This is a genomic window from Cobetia sp. SIMBA_158 (genome assembly GCF_046566945.1).
GTDB lineage: Bacteria > Pseudomonadota > Gammaproteobacteria > Pseudomonadales > Halomonadaceae > Cobetia > Cobetia amphilecti.
Genome location: NZ_JAWJYL010000005.1, coordinates 193,958 through 214,587, shown reverse-complemented (window position 1 = coordinate 214,587; position 20,630 = coordinate 193,958). Strand labels below are relative to the sequence as shown.

Sequence of the window (20,630 nt, the reverse complement as noted above, 5' to 3'; positions counted from 1 at the left end):
AAAGGCAGCCACCTCTTGTGAGGTGACTGCCTTTTAAGGAAGAGATAAACACCGCGAATACCACGATGCTCTCTACGGGGTCTTGAATGTGGGCTGGCTCTACAACATCGGGGTCGGGGCTTGCAGGTAATCCATCAGCTCTGATGTCTGAAGGCTGTCCGGGTCCTGGAGAACCCAGAGCTGGCGTTCGACGCCTTGCGCAATCAAGTGAATCACGGCAGATTCGATGGCGGACATGACCGCCATCTGTACGGGTTCATTGCTGGTATACCCCGCCTCCATCTCCAGCAAGCGACTGAAATCGATGAAGCGATAGACGCCCGCCCTCAGCTCGCGTGAGTAGATCGTCTTGCTGGTATTGACGTTGGCGATGACCTGCCCCGTGGTGATATCGACAGCGCGCAGATTGACCGTCACCTGGTCCACCTGATACTGACCAGAGGCACCGATACCGAAGTATTCCGCGCCTGCCCCGCCTGTTCTGACATTGGAGTCGAAGGCAATGATGCCACCCTCGAACAGCAGGTTGGCAGCTTGCAGCGCGGCAAGATCATTCTGGCCCGTGCGTTCCATGTTGGCGCGGATGATCTTGCGCTCTGTCAGCAGGTTCTGCAGTCCTACGCGCTCGAGGGGGATGAACCAGCCGGAGTCCGACAATGCGGCACTCAGCATGGCGGCGCCGCCCTGGGTGACCGCCGTAGAGAAGGTACTGGCAGGGGCAGGCCGGTATTGGCCCGTCTGGTCACGGAAGTCATAGATGGCGACCGGAATACGTCCGGCGGGAGGCGGTAGACTGATCAGGTCCTGATAGGTGGCGGTTCTTGGCATCAAGGTGCTGGGCACCCCTTCAAGACCCTGGGTATTGGCGACCATCGGCGCACAGCCAGCAAGCGCCAGGCTGGCAACGGCCAGCATGGAAGTGAGTGTCTTCATTGAGCGAAACCCTTCATCAGTAGCGGATCAGAATGTATTGCCTGATGTGCCGAGGTTGATGACGGTGGTTTCACCTGTGGCGCGGTCAAGCACCTGCATGGAGAAACCGCCATTGCCGTTACTGATGACTTCGACACGCAGCTGAGCGCTGTCGATCACGCTGGAACGGCCGGGCTCTGTGGAATCGACAGCATCGGTGATGGCATCGGATACCAGGCTATTGCGCAGGTCGCTGATGAAAAGTTCTGTTTCGGAAAGACTATCGAAGGAGTAGGCATCAGGATCCTCGTGGGTGTCCTGGGCCTGGGCCTTGCCAAGCAGGTAGCTGCCATTGAGAGGATTGCCACCGAAACTCGGGTTGATGGGCTGATAGATGAGTTCACCGGCATATAGCGGCATCGCCGATAACAGCAACGACACCGCGAGTGTCTGATGCTTCATGATGTTCCCCTGTTCCCTTGCGTATTGTCAGGGTCTCCGTGTCCGGAGCCCATTTATTATGTCGGTCTTCAATACATCAGAATTCGTCACCGGCCATGTCCGGGTCGTTGCGCAGGGCTTCCATGACCTTGCGACGCAGGAACTGGTCGGAGACGCTTGATACCGCGGCGCTGGCGTACATATCCACGTCATTAAGGCGCGGAGGGAGCGTCGCTTCGTACAGAACGTTGTTGCCTTCGGTGATCCAGATGAGGCTGCCCCAGCGTGCTGAGGGGCGTTCATGGATGCTGAGGGATGTGTTGCGGATGGCTGGGCTATCGAGGCGTTGCTGGCTGAACTGGCGGAAGAAGGTCTTGCCGATCATGGTCATGGTGCGATCGATCATCACGCCGCTGAGACCGTCGGAGAGCGTGGGGCGCGCGCGCTGGATGGCGACCCCATCTTCCCCCTGACGGCGAGCCTGCTGCTCTTCACTGGCAACGGATACCTCGGGTCGCACCGCCTCCGGCGCGGATTGCGCGAAGGCGGGCGACAGACTGAAGCATGTCAGTCCCCAGGCGACCACCTGGCGGCTTGTCATGCCCCGACCGTTCACGACATCTGTGCTCTGCGAGCGATGCGTGGGGTGCGCGAGACAGGCATTGCCAAGTTCTGACGTGCCCAGTTCATGGCCTGAATGCGGTTATGCACCTTGATCTTGCGGAAGATGTTGTAGAGATGTGACTTGACCGTGTGTTCACTGACGAACAGCTGGTCAGCAATCTCGGTATTCGAGGCACCCGTGCCCAGCAAGCCGATGATTTCCACCTCACGCTGGGTCAGACCACAGACCGGGCGATAGGCGTTGAGCTGCTGACGGCGATAGAAATCCAGCAGGCGGGTCATCAGCGGTCGGGACATCCACATGTCGCCTTCCAGCAGTTTCGCGATGCCCTTGCTGATCAGTGAGAGGCTGTCCTGTCGGTAGAACACGCCTTGAAGATGGGTGCTGACCAGCAGGCTGGCAGCTTCCTCTTCATCACTGATGTTGATAGCGGCCAGCTCTGCGCTGGCATCCTGGCTGGCATCTGCATCCCAGCGTTGCATCGTGCCTTCATCGACATGGTCGGTGTCCAGCAGCACTATCGTTCTCTCTGCCTGCCCGGGTGTGTAATCCTCGTCGGGGCTTGCGGAAGCCACCTGACACTCAAGCTGCTGGCGAATGTAATCCATGAAAAGCGCTGACTGCGGATTGCAGTCAGTCACCAGCAGCACCATTGCGTTCCCTGTAATCATGGTGCGAGACCTCTGAGTTGTCGTACCGATTTTTCTTGGCGGAGCCATATCTGAAGTGTGGTTGGGTGGGTCGTGTAGCACTGCACTCATTCACGTCGGGCATTACGCGCTGAGCACCTTTATAGGATTGCGCGATAGTGGGGATAAGGCAACCTCTAATCAGTACTTGCTAAAATAACCAGTTTATCCTTCCCCTCCAGTCCTGATTTGACCCAGAAAAAGAATAGGAAAAACAGTACGTAAACCCGATGAAAATAGCGCTGGTCATGATGACCCTTCTCGAGAGTGCAATGAAAACCAGACCTTTGCGCTTTTTTTACCAAGCTTTCCACTGGTTCAAAGGTACCATGAATCTAATGCCGGGAAGCGTCTCTTCAATGTCATTATGTAACCGGGCTTGTCTTTTTGTATCTCTTGATTCGAAGGGTGTCAGGAATGCGACGCGGCTCCGAGCATGAGCCATTTCACTCTTGATAAGTGAAGCGTTTACTACGCGTAGCCGGCGTGGGACATGCTCTGCCGCGGTGATGACCCCAAGGCCCCATCTCCTGGTGACAGTACTCTTCCAGCGTCATCTGGGCCTCAGGATTCCGGCTCCGTCGTGCGCTTGGGGATGTAAAGGTTGAGGTGCTCGTGGGCCCATTGGATCGCCTGATGGCGGTTGTGGACTCTGATCTTGCGAAAGATGTTATATAAATGAGACTTCACGGTGTGCTGGCTCAACATCAATCTATGCGCGATATCTGCATTACTTTGCTGTGACGCAATGAGTGACAATATTTCCAGTTCCCGTTGTGTCAGTCCCATGACAGGCTGGAAGGCAATCTGTTGTTGTTGACGATAATGACGAATCAACGTCTGCATGATATTGCGAGTCAGCCAGTTTTCATTCTCGAGTATCTTGCCGATACCCTTGCTGATTTGTTCAAGGCTGTCCTGGCGATAGAAGATTCCGCTGAAGGGAATATTCAGAAGTAGTGAGATGGCATCGTCTTCATGTTCGACATTGAAGGCAGCGATCTTGTCGATATGGCTCCATCGCATCATCTGGGCCAGACTGCACTGGGTGCTGTCGATCAGCACCAGGCAGGGAGATGACGGCAGTGGGGCTTCATGGTGGCAGGCCTCGACGACACATTTCAGTGTCTCTTGCAGGTACTCGACGAACAGTTCGGTCTGCGGTGAAGGGCTTGTCACGAACAGGACTCTGGTAGCAGTCATGGGGCGCTCCTGTCGCAAGCGTTTTGGGGGCTCATCATCAGCAGGCTGAGGCGGAGACATGAATCCACGGTGATTCGATGGTTGTCTTGAAGTCTAGTCGAGTGACACCTGGGGGCTGGCGCTGCGCATAGTGTTAGATGGCATAACGCACATTTCTTTTATTTCCCACTTAAAGGCTATACAAAACATCGAGTTACGGGATTTTTTCGGTTGATGTTTACTTGCTTGAGCCGCGAGGCACAGACAAATCCTGCACAGGCATTAGCCCGCGCTGAGGCAGATAGCCTGTATCGGCCTGTCAGTCATCAAGTTGAGCACATGAGTGACATCGGCCCATGACATCATGGATCTCAGTCGTGCCTGGCGCAGACCCCTCGCGTGTACGCACCGGACTCACGCGCTAGAATGGGGTGCTGCAAGCGCCTCGCCCGTGTGACTCACACGCGGCCGCATTCTCGTTGTTCCTATCCCGGAGATTCACATGTCCGCTTCTTCTCTCGTACTGGCCAGTGGCAATGCCGGCAAGCTACGTGAATTTTCCCACCTGCTCGCACCGCTGGGGATCGAACCGATGCCTCAAGGGCAGCTGGGAGTGAGTGACGCCGAAGAGACAGGGCTGACCTTCGTCGAGAATGCGTTGATCAAGGCGCGCCACGCCGCAGAGGTCACCGGCCTGCCGGCGCTGGCAGATGATTCCGGGATCGAAGTCGATGCGCTGGGCGGGGAGCCGGGCATCTATTCCGCACGCTTTGCCGCGCGGCGTCAGCAAGGTAGCGGTGATGGTGACAACAACGCCGCCCTGTTGGCAGCGCTTGAGGGCGTGCCTGAGCAAGCGCGTACGGCGCGCTACTGGTGCGTGCTCGTCTATCTGCGCCATGCGGCAGACCCGGTGCCGATCATCGTTCAGGCCAGTTGGGAGGGACGTGTCCTTGACGCGCCTCAGGGCGAGGGTGGCTTCGGCTATGACCCGCTTTTCTGGCTGCCGGAACATGGCATGACCGCCGCAGCCCTGGATGCCGAGACCAAGAACCGTCTCAGCCACCGGGGACGCGCGATGCAGCAGTTGCTCGAGGCGCTTGCTGCGCAGAGCGGTCAGGCGTGATGTCCGCCGCGAACCTGCCGCCTCTGTCGCTCTATATTCACGTGCCGTGGTGCGTGCGCAAGTGCCCTTACTGTGACTTCAACTCCCACGGGGTCGGGCGTGATGCCGGCTTGCCTGAAGAGGAGTACATCACGGCACTGCTGGCCGATCTCGATCAGGACCTGCAGTTGCTGCAGGGCCAGCCCGAGCGTGAATTGCACAGCATCTTCATCGGCGGCGGCACGCCGAGTCTGCTGAGTGGGGCGGCTTACCAGCGGCTGTTCGACGGCCTGCGCGAGCGCATGACGTTCTCTGCCGACTGCGAGGTCACGCTGGAGGCCAACCCCGGCACGCTGGAGCAGGGCCGCTTTGCCGCCTATCGCGCCGCCGGCATCAATCGCTTGTCATTGGGCGTGCAGACCTTCCAGCCGGAGCAGCTCGAGGTGCTGGGGCGCATCCACTCCGCTGAAGAAGCCGGGCGCGCGGTGGCCAGCGCACGGGCGGCGGGCTTCGACAATTTCAATATCGATCTGATGCATGGCCTGCCGGGCCAGACATTGGAGACCGCGTTGGATGATATCCGGCGTGCGCTGGCACTCAAGCCGACCCATCTGTCCTGGTATCAATTGACGCTGGAGCCGAATACCGAGTTCTATTCGCGCCCGCCGGTACTGCCGGAAGATGACCTGCTGTGGGATATCCAGGATCACGGTCACGCCGAGCTGGAGGCTGCCGGTTTCCGTCGTTACGAGATTTCCGCCTATGCCCTTGAAGGGCGCAGCGCGCGTCATAACCTCAATTACTGGAAATTCGGCGATTACCTGGGCATTGGAGCGGGCGCGCACGGCAAGTTGACGTTGTTGAAGACCGACTCGGCAGGGAACTTGAACGGCGAGTTGCAACTCCAACGCCGTTGGAAAAGTCGTCAGCCTGAAGCGTACTTGCGCAGGATGCAGGACCCTCGCGGGTTCGTGGCGGGTCAGCAGGAAATTGACCGCGATGAGCTGGCGCTGGAGTTCATGATGAATGCACTGCGCTTGACCGAGGGTGTCAGCTTCGAGGATCTGCGTCGCACGACCGGGCTGGATCGCGAGGCATTGGAGCCGGGCCTGAGCCAGGCGCGCTCGCGCGGGCTCATCGTTGAGGATGACGTGCTGTTGCGCGCCACGCCCCAGGGCTTATTGTTCCTCAATGACCTGCTGGCCATGTTCGACACCTGATTGATCAGGCATTATCGGAGGCATGACGATTATTTGCGCAATTGTCGTCTTGCCTTTAATGAGTGTGTAGATAGGGAGCGTTACCATGAAGAAGTCTGTACTCCTGGCCCTGCCGTTGGCAGCCGCCGTCGCGATGGCGGGTTGTTCCACGACCAACCCGTATACCAATGAGCAGCAGACCTCCAGTGCGGCGAAGGGCGCCGGCATCGGTGCGGTCGTCGGCGCAATCGCCGGGGCGACCAAGAGTGGTAACCATCGTCTCGACAAGGCGCTGATCGGCGCCGCTGCGGGTGCCGCCGCGGGCGGTGGTATCGGCTATTACATGGATGTTCAGGAAGCCAAGCTGCGTGATCAGCTGCAGGGCACCGGTGTCAGCGTGACCCGTGTCGGCGACCAGATCATCCTCAACATGCCGTCCAACGTCACCTTCGGCTCCGACTCCAGCACCCTGTCCGGCCAGATTCAGCCGGTCATGGATGGCGTCATCACCGTGCTCAAGGAATACGACGAGACTCGCGTCAACATCGCGGGCTATACCGATTCCACCGGTGCCAGCAACTACAACCAGAACCTGTCCGAGCTGCGTGCCCAGGCTGTCGGCAACTATCTGGCCAGTGGTGGCATCGCCTTCAACCGTCTGAACATGCGCGGTTATGGTGAAGCCAGCCCGGTGGCATCCAACGACACCGCCTCCGGGCGCGCCCAGAACCGTCGCGTCGAGATCACGCTGACGCCGATGGAAAGCTGAGACCCATCAGCTGTCATGGCGACATGACGGTGAATGACCACGAGGCCTGCGCATTTGCGTGGGCCTCGTTGCTTGGCAAGCACGGCTTTTGGGGTGACAAGTGATCATCTCTGCTATCCTTCAGCCCCTTCGGCGGCCTTGTCTGGTTTTCCTCTCGTCGCCGCCCCCCGATTTCTATCTGCTGCCTCGCTGGATGTGGCAGATATCGCCGTATCAAGGAGGCGCTCTTGCTCGCCTATCAGCACGCCTATCACGCTGGCAATTTTGCCGACCTGCACAAGCACCTGCTCGCCACCACCCTGGCCGAGCAGCTATTACGTAAAGAATCTCCCGTTACGTTTATCGATACTCACGCCGGTCGTGGCTGGTATCCGCTGGCGGCCCGCGAGACGGAACAGCTGCGCGAATACGAGCAGGGCGTTCTGCCGTTGTGGCAGGTGCGTGATCGCTGGTTGACCGATGCGGGTGAGCCGAAGTCCCCGTCAGCTGACAAGCCGCTGGCTCGCTGGCTGGCACGGCTGGCGGACATGCAGCCGGATGCCGCCAAGGGCAGCGCCAGCGAGCTGAGCGTCTATCCCGGTTCGCCCTGGTGGCTGAGCCAGTCGCTGCGTCGCGGCGATCGCCTGTTGGCCTATGAGCTGCATCCGGGCGAGATCTACCACTTCGATCAGGCGCCGGTGCAGCGTGACAGCCTCGGCAAGGTCATGCGTCGTCAGCAGGATGGTCTGTCCGGTCTGTTGGCGGCCGTGCCGGTCACCACGCCGCGCGTCGCCGTGCTGATCGACCCCAGCTATGAGCTGAAGAATGATTACCGTGATGTCGCCGAGGTCGTGGTCGAGACCCTGCGCAAGTCACGTCATGCCACCATCATGATCTGGTATCCGCTGCTGCCGGCGGGTCGTCAGCATGATCTGCTCGAGCGTCTCAAGAAGCATTCGCCGGCACCGATGTGGCGCAGTGAGCTGACCATCGATTCGCCGGAAGGCGAGCACGGCATGTACGGCTCCGGCATGCTGGTGATCAATCCGCCGTGGCAGTTCGATCGTCAGTTCTCTATCGCCATGCAGGAAGTGGTCGAGGTGCTCAAGGGCGCGTTGCCGGCTCCGCAGTCGGTTGCCGTCGAGCACAAGGGCCTGTGGTGGCTGTCGGAGGAAGTCGCCCGCGAACGCAACGAGCCCAAGCCGATGCCGCGTGAGCGACTGCTGTCACTGCGCAAGCTCAACCAGAAGGTCAAGCGCGACAGCGATGTCGAGGTGACCCAGGCCAAGCCCAAGCGCGAGAAGCTCAAGCGTGGTGAAGGCTGGGCCAAGCCTCGCGTGCGCAATGACAGTGCGACGCCCAAGGCCAAGGGCAAGCGCCATTCCGCGACAGCCAAGCCCAAGACCAGCATCAAGGCGCAGGTCAAGGACGAGGTGCATGGGCATTCCGCGCCGAGCCAGAAGCGCGTCAGCGAGAAGCCTGCCGAGCGCAAGTCGACGGCCGCTGTCGAGCCGACTCGTCCGCGTGGCAAGGGCGAGACGGCAGGCAAGGGGGCGGGCAAGGACTCTGCCAGCTGGAGCGACTGGTCCTCCAGCGTGCCGGGCAAGGGCCGCCGCGAAGGTTCCACGCGGGTCAGCATGCGCAGCACGCCGGCGATCGGTCGTGATGGTCAGGTCAACCCGAACAGCACGACCAAACTGCCCAGAAAGTACGCGGCCAAGCAGCGTCCTGAAGACAACAAGGATGTCGGCAAGCCGCTGGATGCGCGTGAAGCGCGTGCCCTGCGTGAGAAGCAGGAAAGCAATGCCATGAGAGGCAAGGCTGCCAAGGGCGGCGCCAGCAAGGAAAGCTCTGGCAAGTCAGCAGCTGGCAAGACGAATTCAGGCAAGTCAGCGCCTGGCAAGACGAATTCAGGCAAGTCAGCGCCTGGCAAGGACAGCTCTGGCAAGACTCAGAGCAACAAGCCACGCGGCCCGCGCAAGCCGTGATGACAGGTGTGAATGCAGAACGCTGAGCGCCATATTATGAGCTCGGATTGCAAACGCCCCCACAGGCCATGCCTGTGGGGGCGTTTGCATTGTGGGGCGTCTAGATTGTGGGGCGTCTAGATCGCGGGGCCGCTTGCATCGTGGGGCGTTTGTATTGTGGTGACCAGTGGCCTGATCAGTGTGCGATGTCTTCCCGCCATAGCCGCCGATAGAGGCCGGGTTCTGCCATCAGGGCATCATGGCTCCCCAGCTGGGTGATGCGGCCCTGTTCCAGCACCAGCAGGCGGTCCGCATCGCGCACCGTGGCAAGCCGGTGTGCCACCACGATCAAGGTCACTTCGCCACGCAGCTCATGCAGTGCCTGCTGCAACAGGGCTTCGGTATGGCTATCGATGCTGGCGGTGGCCTCATCCAGCAACAGCACGCGTGGTGTCGTGACCAGTGCGCGTCCGAGCGCCAGCAATTGGCGCTCACCCGTGGAGAGACTGAGGCCGCGCTCGCCCAGCAAGGTGTCGAGTCCCAGCGGCAGACTATCGACCAGCGGCGCCAGATGCGCTTTGTGCAGGACCCGTGACAGGTGCTGCTGGCTGATCTCACGACCCAGCAGCAGGTTGTCGCGCAGTGTCGTGGCGCGGATGAAGGGCTCCTGCGGGACGACGGCTATCGCGGTAGCGCGTTGTTGAGCCGACCACTCCATCAGCGGCCGACCATCCAGCAGCAGCTGAGATGCCGGGGCAGGGCGCTGTCCGCTGAGCAGGTCGAGCAGGGTGGACTTGCCGCTGCCCGTCGGGCCGACCACGCCGAGAAACTCACCGCTCTCGATGGCAAGCGTCAGTCCATTGAGGGCCGGGCCCTCCGCACCCTGATGGCGGAAACTCAGCTGCTCGAGTTGATAGTGACCACTCGCTATCACGGCATTGTCCGTGTGCCCACGCGTGGCTTTCCTCGCGGCGCGCGTGTCTGGCTCAGGCGTCTCGCGTGGCCGGTCCAGCACCTCTTCCAGCCGGCCTGTCGCCACCAGCGCCGACTGGAAGACCTGCAGTCGCTGCGTGATCTGGATCAGGGGCTCGCTGATGCGCCCCAACCAAGCGATGAACGCGTAGAGCACCCCCAGTTCCGCACCGCCCCCCAATTCGCGCAGCCCGAACACGGCGACCAGCGAGAGCGTGATCAGCATCGCCATCAGGTCGATGGCCGAACGCAACAGCAGCCCCGACACACGCACCGTGCGCATGCGCGCCTGATACTGGGAGACGTTGAGGTGGTGATAGCGCCGACTGAAGCGTTCGGTCTGGTCGCTTGCCTGCAGCACACTCATGCCGCCGATCGCCTCGGCGATCCTGGCATTCTGCAAGGCACGCAGGCGGCGCACCTCGCGTGCAGCGCGCCCGGAGAAGCGCTGATACAGCCAGATCATGCCGATGGAGAGCGGGACCAGTGCCGTCGCGATCATCGCCAGGGTGCCATCCATCAGGGCCATCGCCGACAGGATGCCGATCAACAGCACCACATTGCCGATCAGTGTCGCCAGCACCCCGATATACAGCTCCTTGAGCGATTCGGTGTCGTTGGTCACGCGGGCCACCAATTCACCGGCGGCGATATTGTCGAGAGTCGATAGTGGTTGATGCAGCAGGTGTGTGAAGACTCGCTCACGGATGTCGCGCACGCTGGCGAGGGCCAGACGGGCAAAGCGCAGTTGCTGGAAATAGCGTCCGGCGGCGGCGCCCAGCTGGGTGATCACGTAGATGGCCACCAGTCCTGCCAGAGCCTCGGGAGCGAGGTTGCCGGGAATCAGGTAGTCATCCAGATAGCGCTGGGTCAGCCAAGGGCCGAGCACATCCAGTACGGTCGCCGCGATCAGGATCAACAGCGCGCGCAGGACCTCTGCGCGGCGCCTGCCCAGCGGTTGCCAGAGCAATGCCAGCCGCCGTCGGCTGAGCAGGCGAGTGCCGCTGAGGGGGTCGGGCCGTGTCGCGGCATCGTGGCTCATGAGCGCTCCGCCTTGGCATCGTCTTCGCGGTTGATCTGCTGGGCCTGCCATAGTCGCCAGTAAGCGCCGCGCGCGGCCAGCAGACTGGCGTGATCGCCCTGTTCCAGGATGCGCCCGTCCTCGAGCACCAGAATCTGCTGGCAGGCCTGTACGGCAGACAGGCGATGGGAATTGATGATCAGCGTGCGCTTGAGGCCGTGGTGATCGGGTTGCTGCAGGCGCGCGAGAGTCTTCAGCAGGGTGCGTTCGGTGACCTGGTCGACCGCCGACAGGGTGTCGTCCAGCAGCAGGATGGGCGCCTCGCTGAGCAGGCTGCGTGCCAATGCCAGCCGCTGACGCTGGCCGCCGGAGAGCGTGATGCCTCGCTCACCCACCAGCGTTTCCAGTCCCTGGGGGAGGCGGCGCAGATCTTCCTCGAAGGCTGCGGCGCGCAGCGCCTCTCGAATTCGCTCGTCGGAGGCCTCGGGGCAGGCGAGGGCGACATTGTCGGCTACCGAGAGCGCAAACAGGAACGGGTCCTGGGGGACCAGTGATAACTGCTGGCGCCAGGCCGATAGTGTGTACTCACTCGCCTCTCTGCCACCGAGCGTCAGGACCCCTTGCTCAGGCGTCAGAGGCCAGCTGCGCGACAGCAGACGCAGCAAGGTGGACTTGCCACTGCCGGTCGCGCCGACGATCCCCAGACTGCCCCCTGCCGCCACCTGAAGGGAGAGGGGCCCTAGAGCACGTTGCTGGCTGCCCGGGTAGTGGAATTCATTGATTTCAAGGCGTAGTGAATGGTTACTGACCTCGTCCAGAGTGCCGCTGTCCTCAAGGGCTTCTGGTGCGGCGTGGAAGGTGGCCAGCCGCCGTGCGGCTGCCGCGCCGCGCTGCAGGATATTCAGGCACCAGCCAAGCGCGAACATCGGCCAGATCAGCTGCGCCAGATAGAGCGTGAAGCTGGTCAGTTGGCCCAGGGTGATGGCGTCATCCAGATAGCGCCAGCTACCCACGCCCAGCGTCAGCAGCGTCGCTGCCGAGAGTGCAATGAACACCACCGGATCAAAGGCCGCCTCCAGCTTCTGGACGCGATAATCGACGGCTTCGGCGGCGGCGGCACGCTGCGAGAATCTTGCGCCTTCATCCTCCAGCAAGGCATGGCTTCTGAGCATGCGAATGCCGGCGAAGGCTTCCTGGGTCTGGTCATTCAGGTCCGAGAAGCGCTCCAGCGATTCGCGGAAACGCTCTCCGATCCTTCGCGAGATGCGTGCGAAGGCCCAGGCCATGAAGGGGAAGGGCAACAGGGCGAGCAGCGTCAGCGGTACATCGATGGCGATCAGCATGATGCCGAGCACCAGCACGAAGGTCATGGCGCCATCGACGCTGGACAGTACGCCTTCCGCGGCGGCCATCTCCACGGCATCGATGTCCTGACTGGCGTGCGCCATCAGGTCTCCGGTGCGATGGCGCTGATAGAAGCCGGGGTCCAGACGCGTCAGCTTGGCATGGAAGGCATCACGCTGCTCCGTCCCCAGCTGATAGGCGGTGCCGAACAGCGTCACGCGCCAGGCATAGCGCAGTGCATAGAGCGCGAGCCCCGCGCCTACCATCCACAACAGGCGGCTCAGCAAGGCGTCGTGGTCGAGGCTGCCATCACGCAACGCATCGATGGTGGCACCGATCGCCCACGGCAACAGCAGATTCAGCCCCGCGACCCCGATCAGGAACGCGATGGCCAGCAGATAGCGGGGCCAATGGCGAGTGAAGAAGTCGAGCAGCAGGTGGCGCAACGGGGCCTCGGGGAGAGGCCCGGAAGTCAGTTCGGCGGCGGGGGCCGGCGGGGGAGAGGCGCTGGAGTCACGGGACTCGCGATGGGCATCCTGCGGTCTGTTCGATGTCGCGCGTCCCGCCATGTCGGCTCCCGGTCTGCCCCTGCCCGCCTCCGCCACTCGGAGGGGTCGGCAGAGGCAGTATAACGAGAGGGAGACAGCCAGACGCAAGCACTGTCGGCAAGAGAGCCCGCCTGCGGACGGGAGTCAGCTCGGCGCGATCACTTCAGTGCGATCACTTGCCGATGCAGAAGCTGCCGAAGATTTCCCCGAGCAGATCATCGGCGGAGAATTCGCCGGTGATCTCGGACAGCGCCATCTGGGCGGCGCGCAGGTCTTCGGCCAGCAGCTCGCCGGCGCCGGCGCCATGCAGCTGGGCCTCGCCGTTGTCGAGATATTCGCCAGCGCGCTCCAGCGCATCCAGGTGGCGGCGGCGGGCGCTGAAGCGCCCCTCTGCCGTGCCGGTGAAGCCCATGATGTCCTTGAGGTGATCGCGCAGCGCATCGAGGCCCTGATTGTCGCGCGCCGAGATGCGCACCACGCTGGCCTGGTGGCGTGCCAGCTCGGCATCGCCATCCTGTGTTGCGGTGATGGCGGTCAGCCCCGGCGTCTCGCCGCTGGTGTCGATCTTGTTGCGGACCAGCGTCAGGCGGGACGGGTCCGGCAGGCGCGCGACGAATTCCGGCCAGATCTCCATCGGGTCCGTCGCCGAGGTGGTGGCGGCATCGACCAGCAGCAGGACGCGGTCCGCCTTCTCGATCTCGTCCCAGGCGCGCTGAACGCCGATACGCTCGACGGCGTCCGGCGTGTCGCGCAGCCCGGCGGTATCGATGATATGCAGCGGCATGCCATCGAGATGGATGTGCTCACGCAGCACGTCGCGGGTGGTGCCTTCGATATCGGTGACGATGGCGGTGTCCTGCTCGGTCAGCGCATTGAGCAGGCTCGACTTGCCGGCATTCGGGCGGCCGGCGATCACCACCGTCATCCCCTCGCGCATCAGAGCGCCCTGGTTGGCAGCGGCTCGCACGCCCACCAGCTCGGCCTTGACCTCATCGAGGCGCGCCGCGACATGGCCGTCGGCCAGGAAGTCGATTTCCTCTTCGGGGAAGTCGATGGCGGCCTCGACGTAGATGCGCAGCTCGATCAGACGCTGCACCAACGCGCTGACGCGCGTCGAGAACTCGCCCTTGAGCGAGCGCAGCGCATTCTCGGCCGCCGCACGTGAGCTGGCGTCGATCAGGTCGGCGATGGCCTCGGCCTGGGCGAGATCCAGTTTGTCGTTCAGGAAGGCGCGCTCGCTGAATTCACCGGGGCGTGCCAGACGCGCGCCCAGCTGCACGCAGCGCTCCAGCAGCAGGTCCATGATCACCGGGCCGCCGTGCCCTTGCAGCTCCAGCACGTCCTCGCCGGTGAAGGAATTCGGGCCCTGGAAGTAGAGCGCGATGCCTTCGTCGAGGGCGATGGGGTTGCCCTGGGTATCCAGTCCCATGAAGGGACCATAGTGGGCACGGCGGGCCGGCGGGCATTGGCCCAGCATGGCCTGGGCGATGGCCTGACAGGCCGGACCGGAGACACGGATGATGCCGACGCCACCACGGCCGGGCGGAGTGGCCAGGGCCGCGATGGAGTCAGGCTGGTAGGCGGTAGACATGCACAAACCTCGGGCGCGAAGCCGGAATGAAGATGAAGGAGATGGCCGCTATTGTCGCGGCTGGAGGCCCGTGACAGCAAGCGGGGTGACGGGAAAGGCGCCTTGCGGCGGGAGTGTCGGCGCAGCCCCCGGAATCAGGGCCCTGAAACGCCACGACCCCCGCCGAGGCGAGGGTCGTGGGTGAGTCATGTCAGGCGAACCTGAAAGGCATCATGCGCCTTTCTTGGTTGGCTCGGCATTCTCGATCTGACGGGTGATGACGTACTGCTGAGCGATCGACAGCGTGTTGTTGACGATCCAGTACAGCACCAGACCTGCCGGGAACCACAGGAAGAAGAAGGTGAAGACGATCGGCAGCATCTTCATGATCTTCGCCTGGGTGGGATCCGGAGGCGTCGGGTTCAGCTGCTGCTGGATGAACATCGTCAGGCCCATGATGATCGGCAGGATGAACAGCGGGTCCTTCACTGACAGATCCTGGATCCACAGCATGAACGGCGCGTGGCGCAGTTCGACGGATTCCATCAGCATCCAGTACAGGGCGATGAAGACCGGCATCTGGATCACGATCGGCAGACAGCCCCCCAGCGGATTGATCTTCTCCGTCTGGTAGAACTTCATCATCTCCTGGGAGACCTTCTGGCGGTCGCTGCCGTACTTCTCCTTGATGCGCTGCATCTCGGGGCCCATCTTGCGCATCTTGGCCATCGAGCGGTACGCGGTCGCGGACAGCGGGAACAGCACGACCTTGACCAGAACGGTCAGCAGGATGATGGAGGCACCCCAGTTGCCGACCAGCGCGTGGATGTGCTCCAGCAGCCAGAACAGCGGGTTGGCCAGGAACCACAGCCAGCCGAAGTCGACGACCAGTTCCAGGTAGGGAGCGGTCGCTTCCAGCTGGTCCTGATCCTTCGGGCCGACGAACAGGGTCGCGCCGAGCTCAGCCTGCTGACCCGCGGCGATCTGGGTCGTCGGGCTCGCGAAGGCGGCGACATTGCGGTTCTGCTTGTCGACGTTGGCGTAGTAGAGGTTCTTCTGGTTGTCAGCCGGCACCCAGGCAGACACGAAGTAGTGCTGGATCATGGACACCCAGCCACCCTGGACGTCGACATTCTTGAAGCTGCCGTCCTGGATGTCTTCGAAATCGACCTTCTGGTAGTGGTTCTCTTCAGAAGAGAACGCCGCACCCAGATAGGACTTCATGCCCATGCCGCCACCGGAGGTCGGGTCCGCGCTGTTGTCACGGGCCAGCTGACCGATGAAGCGAGCATTGACCGGCTGCTGAGACTGGTTGTCCAGCAGGTAGTCGACCTTGATCTGGTAGCTGTCCTGGCTGACGGTGAAGCGCTTGATGACCGCAACACCATTGATGTCGGCCTTCAGGTCCACTTGCAGACTGTCGTCACCCTCGGCAAGGGTGTAGCTGTTGCTGTCGGCAGAGAAGGCGATACGGCCCTTGTGGCCATCCAGCTGCAGGCCGGACTTGGCCACGTAGCTGCGTGACTGATTGTCGGACAGCAGCACGAAGGGCGACTCGGAAGCGTTGTTCTGCTTGTGCTCGAGCAGCGCTGCATAGACCACGTCACCGCCCTGCGGATCGATACGCAGGTCCAGCACGTCAGTCTTGACTTCAATCAGGTTGTTGCTCGGGGTGCTTGCTGCGCTATCCGGCGTGGAGAGGCCGGTATCGCCATTGGCAGTCGTGCTGCTGCTTGGGGCTTCAAGGCCTTGTGCAGTGGCATTGGCGGCCTGAGAGGCAACCTGGGGGGCCTGTGTTTCCGCAGCCGGCTGGTCGTAGTCCTTGTTCCACTGGACCACCATCAGATAGGCGACAACCGCAAGCGGAATCACGAGGAGTAATCGTTTGACGTCCATGGTGTATACCCGTTGGAGGGTGAATCAATCTGGCGGGGAGTCAGATGAGTCCGGTCACGAACGGTAGGGCGTATAACGAAAAAAACGCCACATGCCGGACGCACCGGGCAGGTGTCGCGTCAGGCAGGTGGCGTTGACTTGGCCGCTTTCTGGCGTCTGGCGTCCTTCTCCAGACGAGCCCACATGCCGTCCAGCTGGCGATGCAGAGTCTCGTTGTCCAGCTCGGTCACGCCTCGCTTGGCCAGTACGACGATGTCGACGGCCGGAAGGCGCTGCTGGCGGAGGCGAATGGATTCGCGCGTCAGACGTTTGAGGCGGTTGCGATCTACGGCACGGCGCACGTTCTTCTTGCTGAACACCAACCCCAGGCGGGCATGTCCCAGGTCATTCGGACACGCCAGGGCCAGAAGCCCCTTGCCGTGTACCTTGAGGGTGGTGTGATCGAAGACGTGCCGGTAATCCCCGGCAGTCAGCAAGCGAAGCTGCCGGGGAAATCCCTGACGGGACATCCGGGCCTCGATCAGGCGCTCAGACGCTTACGGCCTTTCGCACGACGACGCTGGATGACCTCACGGCCACCTTTGGTCGCCATACGAGCACGGAAACCGTGTGTGCGCTTGCGCTTCAGGACGCTCGGCTGAAATGTGCGTTTCATAGCTGCTTCTTCCCACGTGGTTGTTTGGAAAAGGTCAACGAATGTTGCCCTGTATCCACATGAGGACAGGGCAGATTGGTCAGGGGCAGGGATTCTAGTGAATCTGCAAGTGGCTTGCAATGTCGCGTTGGAAGTTGTCCACAGCCCGTTCGCGGCATTTGACGACAGATATCGTCTACGCCGCCCGCCATATGGCGCTTCGTGTCTCACGCGGATCACGTGCAAGACAGGCCTTCGGGCACAAAAAAATTCCATTTGGCGTCCTTGAGCCAACAGGCGCCGCTCGCCAGGCAAGCGATCAGCGCTTTTTCAGCGCTCAGTGGGGCTGAGTGATTGGCATCGCCCGCCATGGCGATGCACGGGAAGGCGCAAGTCCTGTGTTCGGTCGTGAGCCTCAAGGACTCGCGTTTCTGACGAGCGGTTGTGCACTCCCGCCCCCTGACGTGTCAGGCGTGCCGAAAAGTCGCAGTGGATAACCCGGGATTCTGTCGGCGCGATCAGAGCCCCTCGCACCTCGCGTGATTCGAAGATCGCGGGGCTGCTGTCATTACTACAGAGAAGTAGTTCTGAATAACCAATAACTATTAAGGAAGGCAGTTGCTGTGGATAACCTGTTTTTTCCTATCTTGCTCAATTGCATGTCGATAGGACAGCTCTGGCGATAAGTGGTGGGCAACCTGCGTTCAGCCTGTGCATGGCCATGTGCATAACTGTCGTCTTGTCCACAGTCGAAATCTTGTGCGCGGATACTCCCCAGCCTGTCCCGATGCGGATACTTGAAGAATACCGATGTTGTCCACAGTGCTTTTTGCGGCAGATGTCGTGTGGATAACTCGTGGCTTGGCCTATACAATGGCCGCCCCTTCGACAACTGGATGTGAGGTCGCGTGTCGCTCGCACTTTGGCAACAATGTCTTGACGCCCTGCAAGACGAGCTGAATTCACAGCAGTTCAATACCTGGGTTCGTCCCCTGCAGGCTGAGGAAGGCGACAGCGGAGAGCTGTGCCTGCTCGCCCCCAACCGCTTCGTGCGTGATTGGGTCAATGACAAGTACCTCAAACGAATTCACGAGCTGCTGCGTGAGCTGGCACCGGGCAAGCCGCCCAAGGTCGAGCTGAGCGTCGGTAGCCGCCGGACCGTCTCGAACCCGCGTCCGGAAGGCGCGGCTGCGTCGCCGGTATCTGCCCAGGCGCAAGCGCCGGGCCAGATGCCGAGCCCGCGTGCCCCTTCCGTGCATACGCCACCGCGGGGCAATTTCGCGGAAGAGCGTGAGATAGCCGGCGATGGCGCCCGGGAACAGGCACCGCGTCGCAACACACGCCAGGTGCAGGTAGAAGGTAGCCTCAAGCATTCCAGTGGCCTGAATCCGAACTTCACCTTCGAAACCTTTGTCGAAGGCAAGTCCAACCAGCTGGCTCGCGCGGCCTCGCGTCAGGTCTCCGAGAATCCCGGCGGCGCCTACAACCCGCTGTTCCTGTATGGCGGCGTGGGTCTGGGCAAGACCCACCTGATGCACGCGGTGGGCAATCATCTGGCCAAGCAGGGCGGCGAGAATGCCAAGGTGGTCTACCTGCATTCCGAGCGCTTCGTGGCGGACATGGTTAAGGCGCTGCAGCTCAACGCCATCAATGACTTCAAGCGTTTCTACCGTTCGGTGGATGCGCTGCTGATCGATGACATCCAGTTCTTCGCTGGCAAGGAGCGCTCCCAGGAGGAGTTCTTCCACACCTTCAATGCGTTGCTCGAGGGTGGTCAGCAGATGATCCTGACCTCGGATCGCTATCCGAAGGAGATCAATGGGGTCGAGGAGCGTCTCAAGTCACGCTTCGGCTGGGGACTGACCGTAGCCATCGAGCCGCCGGAGCTCGAGACACGCGTCGCGATCCTGATGAAGAAGGCCGATCAGGCCAAGGTCGATCTGCCTCACGATGCCGCCTTCTTCATCGCGCAGAAGATCCGCTCCAACGTGCGCGAGCTGGAAGGTGCCTTGAAGAAGGTCATCGCCGATTCCCACTTCATGGGCCGCGCGATCAATCAGGACTTCATCCGTGAATCCCTGAAGGACCTGCTGGCACTGCAGGACAAGCAGGTGGGTGTGGACAATATCCAGCGTACCGTGGCCGAGTATTACAAGATCAAGATTTCCGATCTTCACTCCAAGCGTCGCTCGCGCTCCGTCGCCCGTCCGCGTCAGGTCGCGATGGCGCTCGCCAAGGAGCTGACCAACCACAGCCTGCCGGAAATCGGCGATGCCTTCGGTGGGCGAGACCACACTACGGTGCTGCATGCCTGTCGCAAGGTGGCCTCGCTGCGTGAAGAGAACGCCGATATCCGCGAGGACTACAAGAATCTGCTGCGTCTGTTGACCAGCTGATCGAATTGCAGCGGCAGGTCGGGTTGGCGACAATCACGCTATCGGCCTGCTGTGCTCCGGGCTTGCCTGTCGCGGCCCCGAATTTCTTTTGCGTGCGCGCTGCCTGTCAGCGAGCATTGCCCCGTTTCCAGAGAGTGGAGTCTCCATGAAATTTGCCATTTCGCGTGAAGCCCTGCTGCGCCCGCTGTCCCTGGTGGCGGGTGTCGTCGAGCGTCGCCAGACACTGCCGGTGCTGTCCAATGTGCTGCTTGAAGTGTCCGATCAGCAGCTGTCGCTGACCGGGACTGACCTTGAGGTCGAGCTGATCGGGCGCGTCGAGCCCAGCCGTGTCGATGAGCCGGGTTCCGCGACGGTGCCGGCGCGCAAGCTGATGGATATCTGCAAGTCACTGCCCGAAGGCAGCGAGATCATTCTCGCGCTGGAAGAAGGGCGTGCCATTCTGCGCAGCGGCCGTTCACGCTTCACCCTGTCGACCTTGCCGGTGGCCGAGTTCCCGAACATCGATGATGGTCAGGGCGATATCACCGTCAGCCTGCCTCGCGGCACCCTCAAGCATCTGATCGACGCGACCTCCTTCGCGATGGCGCAACAGGATGTCCGTTATTACCTCAACGGCATGCTGCTGGAACTGACCAGCAACCTGGTGCGTACAGTGGCGACCGATGGCCACCGCCTGGCTGTCTGCGAGCAGGCCGCTGACATCAGCGTGCCGGAAGCGCAGAAGCTGATCATCCCGCGCAAGGGTATCCTTGAGCTGACGCGCCTGCTCGATGGCAGCAATGAGCTGATGACATTGACGGTCAGCGGGACGCACGTGCGTGCCCAGACCGGCGACTTCACCTTCACCTCCAAACTGGTGGACGGCAAGTTCCCGGATTACGAGCGTGTTGTCCCGCGTGGCGGTGACAAGGTCATCGTGGCCGAGCGTGCCGAGCTGCGTCAGGTACTGTCGCGCACCGCGATCCTCTCCAACGAGAAGTACCGTGGCGTGCGCCTCTATCTGGAGGCAGGCAACCTGCGTGTGCTGGCCAACAACCCCGAGCAGGAAGAGGCCGAAGAGAATATTGCCCTTGATTATCAAGGGGCTGGCCTCGAGATCGGCTTCAATGTCGGTTACCTGATCGATGTGCTGGGAGTGCTGGATGCCGATCGTGTGCAGCTGACGCTGTCCGATGCCAACAGCTCAGCGCTGTTGGAAGAGCCGGGTGGTGGCGATGCGCGTTACGTAGTGATGCCGATGCGTCTGTAATATCGTAATTGCTATTTAAATCAGTACCTTGAATCGTAATTGTGGCGCGATTGACGCGCGCAATCGCAGAATGAGCCTCGACAACACCCGCCATTTTCACTCCTGAATGGCGGGTGTTGTCGTATTTGAGCCCCG

17 protein-coding genes are annotated in these 20,630 nt (G+C 61.6%); 6 read left to right on the top strand and 11 right to left on the bottom strand.

Features of this window, described 5'->3' with window-relative positions; translation table 11 throughout:
• Positions 1 to 99: 99 nt before the first annotated feature.
• The 5 genes from R2R70_RS10295 to R2R70_RS10275 form a co-directional block, all read right to left on the bottom strand.
• Complete coding sequence (locus tag R2R70_RS10295; protein WP_054556370.1) at positions 100 to 933, bottom strand: CsgG/HfaB family protein; 834 nt, start codon at positions 931 to 933, stop codon at positions 100 to 102.
• Positions 934 to 960: 27 nt separating this feature from the next.
• On the bottom strand, positions 961 to 1,374 hold the full coding sequence (locus tag R2R70_RS10290; RefSeq protein ID WP_054556371.1) for a curli assembly protein CsgF: 414 nt from the start codon (positions 1,372 to 1,374) through the stop codon (positions 961 to 963).
• A gap of 76 nt (positions 1,375 to 1,450) precedes the next feature.
• Positions 1,451 to 1,954: a CsgE family curli-type amyloid fiber assembly protein gene (locus R2R70_RS10285; protein ID WP_192839021.1), complete on the bottom strand. Its 504-nt coding sequence runs from the start codon at positions 1,952 to 1,954 to the stop codon at positions 1,451 to 1,453.
• Between the two features lie 11 nt (positions 1,955 to 1,965).
• The gene (locus tag R2R70_RS10280; protein ID WP_043331668.1) at positions 1,966 to 2,649 is read right to left on the bottom strand and encodes a LuxR C-terminal-related transcriptional regulator; all 684 of its coding nucleotides are present in this window, start codon (positions 2,647 to 2,649) and stop codon (positions 1,966 to 1,968) included.
• A gap of 582 nt (positions 2,650 to 3,231) precedes the next feature.
• A complete protein-coding gene (locus tag R2R70_RS10275; protein ID WP_052384307.1) occupies positions 3,232 to 3,870 on the bottom strand; it encodes a LuxR C-terminal-related transcriptional regulator in 639 nt (212 codons plus the stop codon).
• Between the two features lie 481 nt (positions 3,871 to 4,351).
• Between R2R70_RS10275 and rdgB the strand changes: the two genes are divergently transcribed.
• The 4 genes from rdgB to R2R70_RS10255 all read left to right on the top strand — a co-directional run bounded on the left by rdgB (position 4,352) and on the right by R2R70_RS10255 (position 8,886).
• Complete coding sequence (rdgB, locus tag R2R70_RS10270; protein ID WP_131431073.1) at positions 4,352 to 4,972, top strand: RdgB/HAM1 family non-canonical purine NTP pyrophosphatase; 621 nt, start codon at positions 4,352 to 4,354, stop codon at positions 4,970 to 4,972.
• On the top strand, positions 4,972 to 6,171 hold the full coding sequence (hemW, locus tag R2R70_RS10265; protein ID WP_131431074.1) for a radical SAM family heme chaperone HemW: 1,200 nt from the start codon (positions 4,972 to 4,974) through the stop codon (positions 6,169 to 6,171). The genes rdgB and hemW overlap by 1 nt, the downstream gene beginning before the upstream one ends.
• A gap of 85 nt (positions 6,172 to 6,256) precedes the next feature.
• Entirely contained in the window at positions 6,257 to 6,919 is a 663-nt protein-coding gene (locus tag R2R70_RS10260; RefSeq protein ID WP_043331663.1) for an OmpA family protein, read from the top strand.
• Positions 6,920 to 7,146: 227 nt separating this feature from the next.
• Complete coding sequence (locus R2R70_RS10255) at positions 7,147 to 8,886, top strand: 23S rRNA (adenine(2030)-N(6))-methyltransferase RlmJ (protein ID WP_410977941.1); 1,740 nt, start codon at positions 7,147 to 7,149, stop codon at positions 8,884 to 8,886.
• A 175-nt stretch (positions 8,887 to 9,061) separates the two neighbouring features.
• On the opposite strand, the gene R2R70_RS10250 is transcribed toward R2R70_RS10255, so the two are convergent.
• From R2R70_RS10250 to rpmH, 6 genes are all read right to left on the bottom strand, one after another.
• Positions 9,062 to 10,879 carry an ABC transporter ATP-binding protein gene (locus R2R70_RS10250; RefSeq protein ID WP_410977940.1) on the bottom strand — a complete coding sequence of 606 codons (1,818 nt, stop codon included), beginning with the start codon at positions 10,877 to 10,879 and terminating at the stop codon, positions 9,062 to 9,064.
• Positions 10,876 to 12,771, bottom strand: coding sequence for an ABC transporter ATP-binding protein (locus R2R70_RS10245; protein WP_410977939.1), 1,896 nt, complete (start codon positions 12,769 to 12,771; stop codon positions 10,876 to 10,878). Before R2R70_RS10245 ends, R2R70_RS10250 begins: the two co-directional genes overlap by 4 nt.
• 151 nt (positions 12,772 to 12,922) lie before the next feature.
• The gene (mnmE, locus tag R2R70_RS10240; protein WP_410977938.1) at positions 12,923 to 14,341 is read right to left on the bottom strand and encodes a tRNA uridine-5-carboxymethylaminomethyl(34) synthesis GTPase MnmE; all 1,419 of its coding nucleotides are present in this window, start codon (positions 14,339 to 14,341) and stop codon (positions 12,923 to 12,925) included.
• A 210-nt stretch (positions 14,342 to 14,551) separates the two neighbouring features.
• Complete coding sequence (yidC, locus tag R2R70_RS10235) at positions 14,552 to 16,216, bottom strand: membrane protein insertase YidC (protein ID WP_043331659.1); 1,665 nt, start codon at positions 16,214 to 16,216, stop codon at positions 14,552 to 14,554.
• Between the two features lie 119 nt (positions 16,217 to 16,335).
• Entirely contained in the window at positions 16,336 to 16,725 is a 390-nt protein-coding gene (gene rnpA / locus R2R70_RS10230) for a ribonuclease P protein component (protein ID WP_052384306.1), read from the bottom strand.
• A gap of 11 nt (positions 16,726 to 16,736) precedes the next feature.
• On the bottom strand, positions 16,737 to 16,871 hold the full coding sequence (rpmH, locus tag R2R70_RS10225) for a 50S ribosomal protein L34 (RefSeq protein WP_043331656.1): 135 nt from the start codon (positions 16,869 to 16,871) through the stop codon (positions 16,737 to 16,739).
• A gap of 887 nt (positions 16,872 to 17,758) precedes the next feature.
• Here rpmH and dnaA point away from each other — a divergent pair.
• Together dnaA and dnaN are read left to right on the top strand one after the other, a co-directional pair.
• A complete protein-coding gene (gene dnaA / locus R2R70_RS10220; RefSeq protein WP_405282341.1) occupies positions 17,759 to 19,246 on the top strand; it encodes a chromosomal replication initiator protein DnaA in 1,488 nt (495 codons plus the stop codon).
• Positions 19,247 to 19,391: 145 nt separating this feature from the next.
• The gene (gene dnaN / locus R2R70_RS10215) at positions 19,392 to 20,495 is read left to right on the top strand and encodes a DNA polymerase III subunit beta (protein WP_043331653.1); all 1,104 of its coding nucleotides are present in this window, start codon (positions 19,392 to 19,394) and stop codon (positions 20,493 to 20,495) included.
• Positions 20,496 to 20,630: the final 135 nt, after the last annotated feature.

Coding starts and splice junctions, on each gene's coding strand:
- R2R70_RS10280 (WP_043331668.1), bottom strand. CDS start 2,649: ATGATTACAGGGAACGCAATGGTGCTGCTGGTGACTGACTGCAATCCG.
- R2R70_RS10245 (WP_410977939.1), bottom strand. CDS start 12,771: ATGGCGGGACGCGCGACATCGAACAGACCGCAGGATGCCCATCGCGAG.
- hemW (WP_131431074.1), top strand. CDS start 4,972: ATGTCCGCCGCGAACCTGCCGCCTCTGTCGCTCTATATTCACGTGCCG.
- R2R70_RS10290 (WP_054556371.1), bottom strand. CDS start 1,374: ATGAAGCATCAGACACTCGCGGTGTCGTTGCTGTTATCGGCGATGCCG.
- rpmH (WP_043331656.1), bottom strand. CDS start 16,871: ATGAAACGCACATTTCAGCCGAGCGTCCTGAAGCGCAAGCGCACACAC.
- R2R70_RS10275 (WP_052384307.1), bottom strand. CDS start 3,870: ATGACTGCTACCAGAGTCCTGTTCGTGACAAGCCCTTCACCGCAGACC.
- R2R70_RS10260 (WP_043331663.1), top strand. CDS start 6,257: ATGAAGAAGTCTGTACTCCTGGCCCTGCCGTTGGCAGCCGCCGTCGCG.
- dnaN (WP_043331653.1), top strand. CDS start 19,392: ATGAAATTTGCCATTTCGCGTGAAGCCCTGCTGCGCCCGCTGTCCCTG.
- R2R70_RS10285 (WP_192839021.1), bottom strand. CDS start 1,954: ATGACAAGCCGCCAGGTGGTCGCCTGGGGACTGACATGCTTCAGTCTG.
- mnmE (WP_410977938.1), bottom strand. CDS start 14,341: ATGTCTACCGCCTACCAGCCTGACTCCATCGCGGCCCTGGCCACTCCG.
- yidC (WP_043331659.1), bottom strand. CDS start 16,216: ATGGACGTCAAACGATTACTCCTCGTGATTCCGCTTGCGGTTGTCGCC.
- R2R70_RS10250 (WP_410977940.1), bottom strand. CDS start 10,879: ATGAGCCACGATGCCGCGACACGGCCCGACCCCCTCAGCGGCACTCGC.
- rnpA (WP_052384306.1), bottom strand. CDS start 16,725: ATGTCCCGTCAGGGATTTCCCCGGCAGCTTCGCTTGCTGACTGCCGGG.
- R2R70_RS10295 (WP_054556370.1), bottom strand. CDS start 933: ATGAAGACACTCACTTCCATGCTGGCCGTTGCCAGCCTGGCGCTTGCT.
- rdgB (WP_131431073.1), top strand. CDS start 4,352: ATGTCCGCTTCTTCTCTCGTACTGGCCAGTGGCAATGCCGGCAAGCTA.